This is a genomic window from Desulfobacula sp. (assembly GCF_021107415.1).
This window is the reverse complement of the sequence record NZ_JAIOSW010000094.1, coordinates 1-13,935: the sequence shown is the minus strand read 5'-3', so window position 1 is coordinate 13,935 and position 13,935 is coordinate 1. Positions and strand designations below refer to the sequence as shown.

Below are 13,935 nucleotides of genomic sequence, written 5' to 3'. Positions count from 1 at the left end.
TCCTTGCCCAGACGGGCAGCCTCCTCCGGGTTGAGTTTGGCCCAGGTGTTTGTTACAGCCAAGCCGGTCACAAAAAAACCGACCATTATAAATAATATTATTTTCCGCATGATGTTCTCCTCTTATAATTTAGAAGCTATACTTAAGACTGCAACCTATGAAATCACGGTCATTTATCTTGTTGTCTTTCCCGGCGCCAAAAAAGTTAGAGTAGCTGACGTCGAAACTCCAACTCTGATATGTTGCTTTTAATCCGAGCATCACAGCTCTCCGGTCCTCAAGAAAGGAGCGGCCCGGAGTGGGTGAACTCCCTTTTACATCGTGGTTCCATCCTATCCGGGGAAACAGGTTAACGGGGCCAATGGCGTTGAGATATTTAAAAATCAGCCGTGACCGATACCCCCAGGAACCCGAATCATATACGATGCCGCTGGGAGATTCAAGGATTGCTTCGCTGGGTAAATCATGAACATAGGTATACCCGAACTCTGTTATGAACGTACCACCGTCAGAGCCGAGAATGGGCCGAAACATTTTCGTCAGTGCGACCTGTGCCTGGGTTACATCATATAAAAGATAACCCTGAATATCCGTCTCAAACTGTCCCTGATAATTGCCAATCAAATTATTGTTCGCTTGATTTGCATTGATTGCACCCATTGCTGCAGCAATCAACTGGGCATCATCAATCTGGTAGGGTACATCCAGTCGGTGAGAAACCTCTCCTTGTACTCCCCATCCAAAGGCTTCAGTATTAAAACTCACACCGAACAGCTGGATATCCTCTGGATACTCTGAATAGTATTTGGCGGTCTCAACATAAGAATCTGCAGCATAGGCTCCTGTAGTCGCCGCAACATTACCACCCGTGGCAGCAGTTGCCGCAATTGCCTGGGAGGATTCCTGGGGAGCCCCCGCAGCAACGCCGGCAGCTGTACCTGCTGCAATGGCCTGTGGAACTGTTGCGCCGCCTGCCAAAGCCACTCCAACAGCCATGCCAATCGGAGGCGCTGATGCGGCAATAATACCTGCAGTCTGTGCTCCGGCCTGTGTTCCTGTAGTTGCGCTGCCAAGTGGCAGACGACTGTGATATCTAAGATAGAAAAATCCAAACTCAGTATCATTTAAGGCCGGCACATACGCTTTAAAGGAAGCACCCCATTGACCCTGATCGGAAGCTTCGCGAGTAGCTGACCTGCCAATGGCCATAAAAGTATCATCTAAAGATGCGTCTTGCATGTCTCCGAAAGGGCTCTGATCGAGCACGGCCTTGAATCCATCCGGGGTAACCCAGTCGTTGTTGGAAAAATAGGTGCCGCTGGCATCAGCTTCGGTTTCACCCCAATCATAAAGATAGATTGCTTCAATACTCGTATTTAATGTGGGAGAGATTGAGAAATTAACCATACCCTCTGGAATAAGTGCTTCCCGGACTTCCGAGCCCGGAACACGAATCGCACCGGCATCAATTGGGTTAATGGCGTTGATGCCGTTTCTAATAAAGACAGACTCACCCCAGTTAACCACCTGCTCGCCCACCTTCAGCATGACAGGCACTTCTCCAAAATCATGAGCGCCCCATATGTAAGCGTCCAGCAGCTCAACGTCTTTTCCTGCCTGTTCTTTGCCTATCTCACCGAGTTGAACGTACTCACGGTCATTTTTCATAATCTCATAGTCATAAAAGGCTGTTCCCCTGACAAATAGACCAAAGTTGTCTTTTTTTATTTCCAGTTCACTGGTTGCCTTAATTGCATTGCTGATAAGGCCTTTGTCAAAGTTGAGGTTTCCGTTATCACCGTTGGCACCTGCTTTGTTTCCACCATTTATTACGTGGATCAAATCCGGGTCACGGTCATCAAGGCGCCATTTTGCCCCCCATGAAAGCGTGGTGTCCAAATTAATAGTGTAACCCTTGTCATCGTAGAGTTGAACAGCGTAAGTTGTGCTCACACCCCACAAAAAGTGCATTGCGACCAGTAAAAATAAAAATGTTGCCTGGCAGATGTTGCGTTTTGTTAGAAAAAAGCTCATTTGATCATTCCTCCCCCTCTGTTTTAGATGAGTTATGGTGCTGGTTTCTAAAAAATTATAATTAAGTGATGGGATCATCATAATCCCTGTTTAAATATTCAATAAAATATTGCTAAAACTCCATGGTTGTAATGACCCAAAAGGCATATTTTGAGGGTTTATATTAATTGATGGAAATTTGGGCTGAAAAGGATTCAAGACGTCTTCATATGCTGATCCTCAGTATTGGAAGCATGCCCATAGGTTCGGGAACCCAGGAAAGCCAAAATTATACCGATCAAAAGAGCGATGGGTAAAACCCAAAAGGCACTGCTCAGATCTGGATTTTCAATCGTTCCCAATTTGTCGGAAAGCCAGCCCACCAGAAGCGGCCCAAAACCGCCGACCGTATAGGTCAGCAAAATCAGAACCCCCATTGACAGGCTGCGCAGCCTCAAAGGAACCAATCCCTGCAGGCCCGATGCGGAAACCGCGACCAGGGTTGAAACCAGAGAACCGGAAATGGTAAACATAATCAACGCTGGAAAATGCTGATGGATGCTGTCCAGCAGCAATGCACATGTGATGGCCACTGCACTGATCGTCAAATAGGTCAACAGCGCCAATATCCGACCGTTTGCCCGTCTTTTCTGCCACCAGTCAGCAAAGATACCGGTCAGAATAAACGCCGGAAGCATGAAGGCACTCATCACGGCAAAAATAGTCGAGGCCTGGGCGACATCTATTCCTCTTGTTCGCATCAGATACATGGGTAAAAATTGTAATGACCCGGTGACTGCAATGTTCCCCATTCCCACGGACAGAGAAACAAGGAGAAAAGTAGGATTTTTTAAAATAGAGAGCACATCTTTCCAGATCGAAGGTGCCTGTCCGCCGGGTTCGATAGTTGCGGTTTGAGTTGAGTAGTCCCTGGTAAAAAGTACCAGAATACCCAGCATAACACCGGGGATGGCAAAAAAGAAATAGGGTGCCCGCCATCCTAAACCCATCACATCTGCCTGGGCAATATGGGATGCTGCAATCAGTCCGATCATGGCGCCAAGTACGGCACCCATGGTAAAAATACCGGTAACAAGGCTTCGCCGTTTCTCGCTGAAAGAGGCAGTCACATAAGTCAGGCCGCCAGGTGCAAACCCGGCTTCACCAACTCCCACAGCACCCCTGATTACCATCAATTGCCCGAAAGACCGGCCAAGACCGGTAAACCAGGTGGCAGTACTCCATAAAAGGGCCATCAAGGCCAGTGATTTTTTCCGGCTCCAGCGATCGACCAGAATTGAAGATGGTATGGTCAACACTGCAACCATGATGAAATAGGCCGTACCAAGCCATCCTGCCTGGGCGTCGGTGAGACCCAGATCTGCCTTAATTAACGGCAGAGTTGCAGACAGGATCGTGCGATCCGCATAATTGATAACGTAGAGCATCATACAGACAAACATGATAAAGACGGCACTGCCCGTACTGCGCGTGTCAACTGTACCTAAGGTTTCATTCATGTGGTTTCCTCCTCCAAATTTTTCTGATTTATTGAAAATAAATATTTTTTTGAAGGATAAAAAACCACCCACTAAGGACATATTATAGTGGTTTACCCCAAGGTTTCAAAATTTGTTCTTAACTCATATTGATAATCCGTATGACACGTTCGATCATCCAAAAAATACCGATAGAACCTACTGCATGAGCGGCATATCGTTCGATAATCGGCCGACTGCCGGTCCAGATACGCTCAAGTATTCTAAAGTGTATCAGGATAATCAGGACACAGCCGAGTTGTCCCACTTCCACTCCCAGATTAAAGAGCAGCAGCGCTAAGATAACGTCGCCTTCCGGTAATCCAATGCCCTGCAGTGCACTTGCAAATCCAAGCCCATGCAGCAAACCAAAGGCAAAAGTCATCTTCCATCCCTGTGAGACCGACGAATTTTTTTTACTTAAGGTCTCAGCTGCGACAAGTACAATTGACAAGGCAACCATGAATTCGACCGGGGCACTGGGTACTGTTAGACTCCCTAAGGCAACCAGAAAAAGAGTGATACTGTGGGCAAGGGTAAAGGCTGTAATTGTTTTGAGTAATGGAATCGCTTTTTGCATATAAAGCAGGATGCAGAAAAGAAAAGCCAGGTGATCAAATCCACCAAGAATATGCTTGATTCCCATGGGCAGAAACTGGGAGCTACGCGACTGCTTTTTCCGGGCTCCAATCATGCCTTTGGTTTTATCCGGCGTCAGCAAGAGCTGCGTCCCCTGACCATCTGCCCAGTGAACCCTGACAATGACATCGATCAGTGTAGCTGACAACCCTTTTATTTGAATCGGTTGACTTTCTATTCCGTCGGCACCGCATACCACATTCCAGCTACGGACATACGCACCGTTCCGCATCTCAGCAAAAGGTTCCGATTTTCGTTGGCATTCATCGGGTAATACCAATTCAATTCTAGGCATGGTTCCACCGAGGGTGGGAATTTTCCAAAGAACAGAAAAGGTTCCATCGGTTAGTTCCTCTATCATGAGATACGCCGGACGTACTTCATGGGCCATGGCTTGTATGCTGATGCCCAGGGTAAGAAGGATCAGGAGGAGAATGATTCGTTTCATTATTGCTTTATTTCCGCGATATCGATCTTGGGTGCGCTTTCAGGTGTTTGTAACCGATATTTGGCAATAAGTTTGTTGAGCATTTCGTTTTTTGCTTCTACTCGCATTTGTTCACGGAAATCTTTTAACACGTCTTCCCGTGCTTCCTCCAAAGATAGCTGGTAGGAATCCTTTTTTTCATGAATATAGACCAGGTGCCATCCGTAGGCTGACTCAAGCGGTTCGCTCCACTCTCCCGGCTGCAGGTCCATCAATTGTTCATAAAAACCGGTTCCAAAAATTTTTTGCACGCTTCGTTTTTGATAGTCCTGCAAATGAGACAGTCCCATAAAACTGTCGCCTTTTAAAGGCAATGGGTCTTTGCTGTTTTGTTTCAGCAGGATGATTGCGGCATCCCCTTGGGGGTCAACTCGTTTGGAATTGCTGAAAAAGACATGCATAAAGCTGATGTTTTCCGGCACCTGATATTTCTCAAGATGTTCCCGATAATAGGAATCCAGTATCTGGTTATCAGGCTTTGGAATAATGATGGCATCATCCAGCATAAAACGGTATTTTTGGACCAGACGTCTTTTGATGATCCGGTCTCCCTTATCAAGTCCTAACCGCCGGGCTTCGCGGTATAGGATCTCCTCCTTAATTTCCGACTGAATCAGATGAACTAATTTTTTTTCGGTTGGAATACGTCCCTTTACTATTTTCCAGGCATTTTTCAATCGTTCGATCTGCCCTTCATCCAGTGAAATGAGATACGACCGGTTTTGCCCCTGGTCGGCAAATTTGGTATAAATAATGAATATAAAAATTCCTCCCAGTAAAAATCGAAAAATGGGATCATTAAATAAACGGCGCATCATGGGTTCTAATTATTTTTTAATCATTTGTTTTGATTTCAGCTTTAGGATTGAATCTTCAAATATTTTTTCAGCATCTCATCTGTCAATCTGGCTGGATGATCACGCCATATAATTTTGCCATCATTCAGCAGCGCTGCCGCGGGAATCCCGCTCACCTTGAAATATTGCGTCATGGATCCATTTTCTTTTGCAATGGGGTATTTAATGCCTTTTTTTTTGATAAATGCTTCAATCTTTTCAGGTGAGGAATTTTTATTCATTTTTGTCAAACCTAATATCTGCAGTCCATCCTTTTTATACTCTTCATATATTGCCTGAATTTCGTGTGCCTCCTCCATGCAGTAGACACACCATGTTTCCCAAAATACAATGAGTGTGGTTCCCTGACTTTCCAGATTAATATCGTTTTCTCCTGAAAACCACCGGTCAATACCCCAATTCGATGGCATTGGCTTACCGACCACCGATAATTTCGTTTGGAGATTTCGTCCTGTCCTGGCGGCATTTGTTTGGCCAAACTGTTTGAGAAAATCATTTAATTGGGTTTTTGCCAAAGTGATCTGTTCTTTTGAAATCAGTTTCTTGATGGCGTTCAATTTTTCACGTGCCTGTTTTTCAAGGACAAAAGCACGTTTGTTAAATTGAGTTTGAATCAATTGATATTTATTCTCAATCACAAAAATTCGTTTTTTAAAATCAGATTCTGTTTTTTCAAGCCGGACATTGAGTGCCTTTAGGTTTGATGACAATTTATTGATTTTCAGCATTAAAAAAGTATTAGATCCCATGAAGAACAGGAGAATAATGGATAATGAGACGGTGAGTAGAATACGCTTCACGTTCATTATAATAATTCCTTTAAAATAGAGTTTAATAACTTAAGGCAACCCCCCGGTTTAAAATCTGAAGATCCCCTTTATAAAAACATTTAGTGCAACGCTCTGTGTCTGAATATGTATAACAACTAATGTATTATTTTTCAAGGTTGTTGAAAATTGGACTGTTTCCTCCTGTAGGCTTTTTCCATCGCTGTAATAAGGGGCAGTTTTTTGCCGCTCATGTAGCGAATCAGAGCACCGCCGCCGGTACAGACAAAGCCAATCTGACGGGTATCAATAAACCTGTCGGCACACGTCACTGTATCTCCACCGCCGATAACGGAAAAAGCGTTTGATTTAACAAGTCTCTCCCAAAGCCTGCGGGTTCCTTTTGCACCTGTGTGCATTTCACATACACCGGCAGGACCGTTGACAAATACGGTACCGGCACGATTCAATATGGTCTCATATTTTGTGATGGTTTTTTCACCAATATCGATGAGTATTTTTTTTGCGGGAAGATCTGCTGTAAGGATTTCTGTTCGTTCACCCTTGATTTCCATGGCAAGGTCTTCCGGGACGTATAGCTGGTTCGGAAAGCGAGAGAGCAACCCCTGGGCTGGTGCTATGAATTTATCAAGGGACCTGTCTTTGATGAATTTTTCAGATGGCTTGCCCAGATGAATGCCCTGGGCCATCAGCATGACGTGCCCCGTTATCCCGGTGGTCAGAATCGTGTCCGCAACGCCGCTGGACAACACCTGCTCCATCATGCCAAAGGCATCCGAAATTTTAAGCCCGCCCAGTAGAAAAACGCAGGGTCTGGCCGGTGTTTTCACAACACCTGAAATAGCTGTAAGCTCTTCCGTTAAAAGCCTTCCGGCCGCTGATGGAAGCAGTTCCTGGAACGCCACCATGGAAGGGGCATTTCGGTGGGCTGCAGCAAAGGCATCGTTTACATAATAATCGAAAAGCGGATAGAGACTTTGGACCAGATAAGTCCGGGTCATTTCCATGGTACTTAATTTGACATCATTTTCAAAAGTTGAAACCTCTTCGGTTAAATATCTTAAATTATCGAGCAGCAGTATCCGACCAGATTTCAAAGCTTTGATGGCCTTTCTGGCCGTGGGTCCGGCCACATCATCAACAAATTGAACCGGCCGCTTTAATTTTTTTGAAAGTATTTTGGCATGCTCAGTCAGAGAGATCAGGTTCTGGTAGTCCAGGGTGTCGCCCTGGTGCGCTATGATGACAAGTCTGGCACCTTTATCTGAAAGATCCCGTATGGTGGGGATGCTTTTATTGATTCGGTTCTGATTAACAATTTTCTGGGTGACCCGATCTATGGGCGAGTTAATGTCCACCCGAAGCAAAACCGCCTTGCCATCAATATCAAAATCATCAATAGTGGAAATATTTAGCGTCATATACACTCACTCCAAAGCTTTCCGGACACCTTCTAAAGCTTTGGCTTGGAAGGTGTCCGGCATATTCACGATTCCAGGTTGTCTAGAACATATCCAGATATTTATTGGTCAAACCGACCGCCTCTATACGGTCTGTCTGCATTCCCATACAAGCCCGAACGGCATCTATGGATTCTGGGATTGTAACGGACTCCTGGGGAATGTTGATGGCAAACATGATATCGTCGCCTGAAAATCCAATGGTCTCCTCAAACACAGCTATTTCATAGAGATCTCCTCTCCGATTTCCTAAGAAACGGCCATACTGAAAAAGAGAAGTATTAGAGTTAAATCCATCGGCAATCCTTACCAGGCGTATCATGGGATGGTTTTTGAATTCTTCGATCACCTGCTCTTTTGTTACTTTTTTTTTGGGTGTCGCCACAATGGTGATAATATGTCCATGGGTAACCGGCGTATGAACCAGGAGACCTGTGGCATTTACATGGGGCATAATGGTCATAAGATCCACAGCCTGGTGGTTGGGAATGGGCTCCATGAGCAGCAGATCCACTGCACCCCTGTGGGTGTCACCGGGATCGGCAATCCTGCGGATAATTGTGATGGCAATTTTTTCAATACCAACAGCCCGGTCCAGCGAGTCCACAGCCCGGATCAAACCGGTGGTGTTGCACGATGTTAACTTCAGACAATTTTTATTGAGCCCTTTTTCATAATTTGCATAGCCGTGAAAAAATACATCCGCAATTTCATCTTTTTCTCCACCCTGAAAAATAGATTTGACACCGTGTTTTATATAGAGTTCCTTGTTTTTGGCGCCAACGCCGCCCGGTGACGCATCCAGCATGACATCCACCTGGCTGAGCAGATCTTCGAACATTCCAGATACCGGTATATCAGCATCTTCCAGATTTTTAACCAGATCCGGAACTGCACAAAACAGGTTGTAGGGCATTCCGCTTTCCTTGAGTGCCCGAACCGGCAAGGTCGGCGCTACATCGGCAACCCCTATCAACTGCATATCTTCCTGCCTTTGGATACCATCGGCCAGACGTTGTCCAATAACACCGTACCCTGCAATACCAACTTTTACCATTTTTTATTCTCCTATTAGATTATGTGCTGCCTCGGCGATTACCGGCTTTGCCTCTGCCAGGCACTTATGTAAATCAGAAACCGTTTTATCAATGTCTGCATCGGTCATGGGACCGGTGGTCGTCCAGAGTGTCCCGCTTCCTGCGACGTAATTTCCTTTTACCGTCATGGCAAGCTGCAGCAACCGTGCAACCTCTGCCTGGCCCTCGGGCACGTTGGCCCGACGTGGATCTGACACCATTTCCAGCTCACCAAATCCCATCAGAGAAAGGGAGCCTTCACCCATGACATAGCCCTTGATTCCAATCTCATTGAATGCCTTGTTAAATCCAGCTTTAAGCCGGTTTCCCAAATTGTTCAACCGGGTAAAGTATTTTGGTGTGAGCGTTTTGAGTGATGCAATTCCAGCAGCCACTGTCACCGGGTTGGCAGCAAAGGTACCGGCCTGGTGTATGGGTTCTGACTGGGTGGTATAATCGAACCCGGTCATGATTTCTTCCCGGCCGCCGAAAGCCCCTACTGCCAGCCCGGCACCGCCGATATACTTGCCAAAGCAACTGATGTCCGCCTCCACACCGAAATATTCCTGGGCACCGCCCATGGCAAGGCGAAAGCTCATGACCTCATCCATAATCATGGGTACGCCATAGCGCGTGCACAGATCCCGAAGGAACATCAGGGTATCATCCCCTTTTAAGAACCAGACTCCGTTGAGGAGCAGGCCTGCCAGCTCGGTCTGGTGCTTTTCAAACAAGGCTTTCATGGCCTGGCGATCATACACGTTGGTGGCAATCACATCGATTCCCGAATTGCTGGTTAAGCCCCTGGTGGATGCAATAACAGCCACTTCCTGCTCCGGGGTACCGCCATGGTAGGATCCAATATGCTTCACGATTTTTTCTTTACCAGTGTGAGCCCGGGCAGCCCGGCAGGCATACATGACGGCCTCAGTCCCTGAACAGCAGAAGCGCATCTTGTCAACGGATGAGTACCGATCACAGAACAGCTTTGCAAATTGGTGAATACTCTGTGTGGCGGCTCCGGCACCCAGAAGTTTTGTTGCGGATTCCCGGATGGCCTCCACAACCTGGGGGGGAGTATGCCCCAGGAGCGATGATGTAAATGCATTGTTATAATCCACATATTCGTTGCCGTCCAGATCATATATGCGGCAACCCTCTCCCCTTTCCACAAAAACAGGATAGGGTTTCCAATAACAGGTTTCCCTTGTCACACCGCCGGCTACATATAGCTGTGCTTCCTTGAAAGCCGCTTTGGAAAGTTTTGTTTTTTTCCGGTAGTCATTCTCAATTTTTGTGCGATACTGGGTCAATATTTCGGTTTTCATTGCACACTCCTGTGTTCACAGCGGTGCTGACCAGGGCCGGCACCGCTGTAATTAAGGCATTTAAACCCCTTCAAGGGCAAGATTGCTAATTGGTTCGGGCATAGTTGAATGCTTTCTGGCCCGGGGTTTTTTCATTTGCCTTTGGATCTACTGCCACATGAATGACAGCCGGTTTACCCGATGCTGTGGCACGTTCCAGGGCCGGGATTAGATTGTCGATATGATCCACATATTCTCCATGGCATGCCATGCCCTCGGCAATTTTGTCATAGCGCACATCCGGGTGCAGATCGATATTGATGTATTGATCCCGGGTGAAACCGCGTTGTTCAAAAGCAACTTTTTCCATGCCCCAGGCAGAGTCCACCAGAACGATAACAACAATGGGGGCCTTCTCTCTCAGCGCTGTTTCCATCTCCATAATATTGAATCCAAAGGCGCCGTCCCCTGTGATCAGGCAGACAGGGCTGTCCGGGGAACCCAGTTTTGCCCCTGTGGCAAATCCGAGCCCAGTTCCCAGATACCCCTGCTTAACTGAATAAAGAAAGGTATTGGGTTTTTTGATCTGACAGAATCCAACACTCCAGAGGACAGTGTTTCCCCCATCCAGAGCGATAATGGTGTCATCGGAAAAGAATTCGCGGGCTTTCATCACCATTTCTGCAGGATGAACACCTTTTTCAACCGGTGCCAGAAACTCAATGGCATCATTGATGGTTTCTGCGGTCAGGGCACGATATTTGTCCAGATCCGGCAGGGCATCACGGGCATCGGACTTGGCTTTTACCCGTTTCAATATGCCTGCAAGAGCCCCTTTGGCATTGGCAACGATGGGTAGATCTACCGGGCGATTTATACCGATTGACATGGGATCGGAGTCGATGTGAATGGTTTTCTGTTTTTTCGGATCTCCCCATACAGGCTGCAAGCCAAAACTGTCGTATTCACCCAGCCTTGATCCCACAACCAGAATGACGTCTGCTTCGTTTCTGACGGCAGTGCTCGCCCCTACATCAAACCCCATAAAGCAATGGGGATGGTCTTCGGGGATAACACCCTTTGCACCAATGGTGGTACTCATGGCAGCGGCCAGATGATTGCCTAAAGCCACAAACTCATCGGAAGCATCCGCCCATAAAACCCCTTTCCCGGCATGCATGACTATTTTTTTCGCATTGACCAGCAACTCGGCGGCTTCTTCGATCATATCAGGGTCACCAGCGCCGATATTGGAAATTCGATAGGTGGAAGAAGGAAAGATATCCACGGTGTCGGCATCAATCTTGGCCATGAGGAACTCTTCGGGAATGGAGAGGAAAGCTGGTCCCGGCCGTCCGGTCATCATGGTTCTGAATGCGGTGCGGAGCATTTCCGGAATTCTGTCCAACCGGGGGACGTGGGCTGCATATTTTGTCACGGGGACGGCCATGTCAACCATATTGGTAGCCTGCCATGCACCACCGCGATCCGGGTTGTTGACAAGGGTTCTTCGGGTTGTTGCGATACCCAGAACAGGGTGGCCTTCAGCCATGGCACTTGACAGCCCGGCGATCATATTTGCACCGGCAGGTCCAGGTCCGGCAAAAAAGATTCCGGCCTTATGGGTCAGGCGACTATATCCTTCTGCTGTATGAACCCCTGCCTCTTCATGGTGTACATTGATATGACGGATTCCATAATCCGGTGTCAGACAGATAATGGGTCCATGGGACCCGTCGGTAATACCAAAGGTCATCTCAACCCCTTCTGCCTTAAAGCATTCAAGTACCAATTCACCGCCTGTAATTTCTCTCATGATTAAATCTCCTAAAATTTGTTAGGTTTAAAAAAATGGGTGTGTCATCATTTGCCTTTTCCCTTGCTTTTTTAGGAGGATACCATCAGAAGACCACGGTTTGTAATGACCCAAAAGACATATTTGAAAGGTTTATATCTTTTGGGGGATTTTAAAACTTGACAATCGTAGACAAATTAATAAAGTTACAGTTAACTATATAAGCGATTAAGTAAAATTGGTTGCAACTATCGAAAAAATTTTTACAGGGAAAGTAAATATGAGTAATAGTTTTAATAATAAAAAGGAGCTGGTGAGCGGTCCGATACCGGTTTACTATCAACTTCAGAATGAGCTGAAAAAATATATTGAAGATGGTGAGTGGGTTCCAGGTGAACCCATACCATCATCCCGTAAAATTGCTGAAGCTTACAGCGTGAGCATGGGAACCGTGCAAAAGGCTATCGCAAACCTTGAAAAAGAGAAGTATATTTATTGTGTTCAAGGCAAAGGGACTTTTGTCGGTAAACCGGTTATTCACAAGGAAAGTATCCGTTATACTTTATTGCGTAAAGATTTTGATGGAGATGATCTGCGATTCAAGATTAAGCTTATAGGTACAGAAAAGGTCAAGGGCTTTCAACCCGCAAATCGATTATTAAAAATTTCCAAAAATGAAGAACTTTATAGGATTCGGCGTGTTTTTGTATCCAGTGTCGGGCCTATTGTTTATGCGATTTCTTATTTGCCATGCAAAAAGTTCGAAGACTTTGAAGAAAAGGTTGGTAAACGTCTGGGTAGAATGACCATGTATGAAGTGATTGAGAGAAAATTTGGCCTGACTACATTAAAAAACAAAGAACTTTTCAGCATAGCCCTGGCTGATGAAGAGACAGCAAAGTTTCTACAAATAAAAAAAGGGGATACTGTACTTTCTGTTGAAATGCTTTCTTATACTTACAAAGAACAACCCTATGAATATCGATTGGGTTATTGGCAGCCAGGTAAAAGAAAGCTATATCGGGAGTTAATATAGAACCCGGCCTTATTTGTCATGTTGTGCCTGGCAATTATTAAAGAATCAATCCCCCTCATTAAAGGCATCGATACTACAGCACTCCGTTTCGATATTGCAGGTGCTGAAATCATTTTTGATTCCAAATGATCATTTGGAAAAACACTTGACAAGATAAAAAAATATTGTGTAAAAGATAACTGGTGATATATAACAGTATATGACTCAATCGATTTTTTGACTTGTGTCCGGAGGACTTTATGGATCAGAAAGTGCTTGTATTTGAACCGCGAAAATGTATCGGGTGTAAAATATGTGAAACATGGTGCAGTATTACGCATTATAATGTCAATAATCCAGCAAAAACATGTATCAAGATAGTGCGGGATCATGAAAGACTCATGGATCAAGGGATCATCTGCCACCAGTGTATTGATGCGCCGTGCATAAACTCATGTAAGTTTGATGCCTTGAGCAGGGATAATAAAACCTGTGCGGTTATTGTTGATGAAGAGAAATGTACCGGGTGCAGGAAATGCATTCATGCCTGTCCTTATGGTGCGCCTTCCATGTATCCAGGGAAAAAATTGATTCTCATTTGTGACCTGTGCAATGGAAGCCCGCAATGTGTTCAATATTGTCCGGAACAGGCCATTCAGTATGTGGAACGTCACAAGGCAGAGCGGTTGTACAGAACCGAAATTGTCAAAGACGCAGGCAGGGGAAAGGAACTATCATGAGCAAAATACCAGGCATTTCAGGAAAAATTTTAAGAATCAATCGTACTGATCAGAGAATTCAAATCGAAGATACGCCAGTAGATATGGTCAGAACAAATCTTGGTGCAAGAGGGTTGGGTAGCTAGTATTTTACCAGGGAAGTTGATCCGGTTATTGATCCTCCGGGGCCGGAAAACAGATTGATATTCGGGCGCGGTACGCTTGCCGGGTCCTTAACCCC

Annotated in this window: 12 protein-coding genes; 3 read left to right on the top strand and 9 right to left on the bottom strand. The window is 45.8% G+C overall.

Going from position 1 to position 13,935, the window contains the following annotated elements:
* Window positions 1-129 precede the first annotated feature (129 nt).
* The 9 genes from K8S13_RS04940 to K8S13_RS04900 all read right to left on the bottom strand — a co-directional run bounded on the left by K8S13_RS04940 (window position 130) and on the right by K8S13_RS04900 (window position 11,981).
* Window positions 130-2,034 (bottom strand): DUF1302 domain-containing protein, encoded by a 1,905-nt coding sequence (locus K8S13_RS04940; RefSeq protein WP_291460877.1) that lies wholly within the window; start codon window positions 2,032-2,034, stop codon window positions 130-132.
* Window positions 2,035-2,228: 194 nt separating this feature from the next.
* Window positions 2,229-3,533, bottom strand: coding sequence for an MFS transporter (locus K8S13_RS04935; protein WP_291460875.1), 1,305 nt, complete (start codon window positions 3,531-3,533; stop codon window positions 2,229-2,231).
* A gap of 118 nt (window positions 3,534-3,651) precedes the next feature.
* Window positions 3,652-4,638 (bottom strand): HupE/UreJ family protein, encoded by a 987-nt coding sequence (locus K8S13_RS04930; RefSeq protein ID WP_291460873.1) that lies wholly within the window; start codon window positions 4,636-4,638, stop codon window positions 3,652-3,654.
* Window positions 4,638-5,495 (bottom strand): peptidylprolyl isomerase, encoded by an 858-nt coding sequence (locus K8S13_RS04925; RefSeq protein WP_291460871.1) that lies wholly within the window; start codon window positions 5,493-5,495, stop codon window positions 4,638-4,640. Before K8S13_RS04925 ends, K8S13_RS04930 begins: the two co-directional genes overlap by 1 nt.
* A gap of 41 nt (window positions 5,496-5,536) precedes the next feature.
* Complete coding sequence (locus K8S13_RS04920; protein WP_291460869.1) at window positions 5,537-6,340, bottom strand: TlpA disulfide reductase family protein; 804 nt, start codon at window positions 6,338-6,340, stop codon at window positions 5,537-5,539.
* A gap of 134 nt (window positions 6,341-6,474) precedes the next feature.
* Window positions 6,475-7,743, bottom strand: a complete 1,269-nt coding sequence (gene pgk, locus K8S13_RS04915) for a phosphoglycerate kinase (protein ID WP_291460867.1) — start codon at window positions 7,741-7,743, stop codon at window positions 6,475-6,477.
* A gap of 82 nt (window positions 7,744-7,825) precedes the next feature.
* Window positions 7,826-8,839, bottom strand: a complete 1,014-nt coding sequence (locus K8S13_RS04910; protein ID WP_291460866.1) for a type II glyceraldehyde-3-phosphate dehydrogenase — start codon at window positions 8,837-8,839, stop codon at window positions 7,826-7,828.
* Window positions 8,840-8,842: 3 nt separating this feature from the next.
* Window positions 8,843-10,186, bottom strand: a complete 1,344-nt coding sequence (locus K8S13_RS04905; RefSeq protein ID WP_291460864.1) for an aminotransferase class III-fold pyridoxal phosphate-dependent enzyme — start codon at window positions 10,184-10,186, stop codon at window positions 8,843-8,845.
* A gap of 85 nt (window positions 10,187-10,271) precedes the next feature.
* Entirely contained in the window at window positions 10,272-11,981 is a 1,710-nt protein-coding gene (locus tag K8S13_RS04900; RefSeq protein WP_291460861.1) for a thiamine pyrophosphate-binding protein, read from the bottom strand.
* Between the two features lie 259 nt (window positions 11,982-12,240).
* Here K8S13_RS04900 and K8S13_RS04895 point away from each other — a divergent pair, with 259 nt between their 5' ends.
* The 3 genes from K8S13_RS04895 (at window position 12,241) to K8S13_RS04885 (ending at window position 13,840) form a co-directional block, all read left to right on the top strand.
* Window positions 12,241-12,996, top strand: a complete 756-nt coding sequence (locus K8S13_RS04895; protein ID WP_291460859.1) for a GntR family transcriptional regulator — start codon at window positions 12,241-12,243, stop codon at window positions 12,994-12,996.
* 239 nt (window positions 12,997-13,235) lie between these two features.
* Complete coding sequence (locus tag K8S13_RS04890) at window positions 13,236-13,715, top strand: 4Fe-4S dicluster domain-containing protein (RefSeq protein ID WP_291460858.1); 480 nt, start codon at window positions 13,236-13,238, stop codon at window positions 13,713-13,715.
* Window positions 13,712-13,840: a hypothetical protein gene (locus K8S13_RS04885; protein ID WP_291460857.1), complete on the top strand. Its 129-nt coding sequence runs from the start codon at window positions 13,712-13,714 to the stop codon at window positions 13,838-13,840. Before K8S13_RS04890 ends, K8S13_RS04885 begins: the two co-directional genes overlap by 4 nt.
* The last annotated feature ends 95 nt before the right edge of the window (window positions 13,841-13,935 follow it).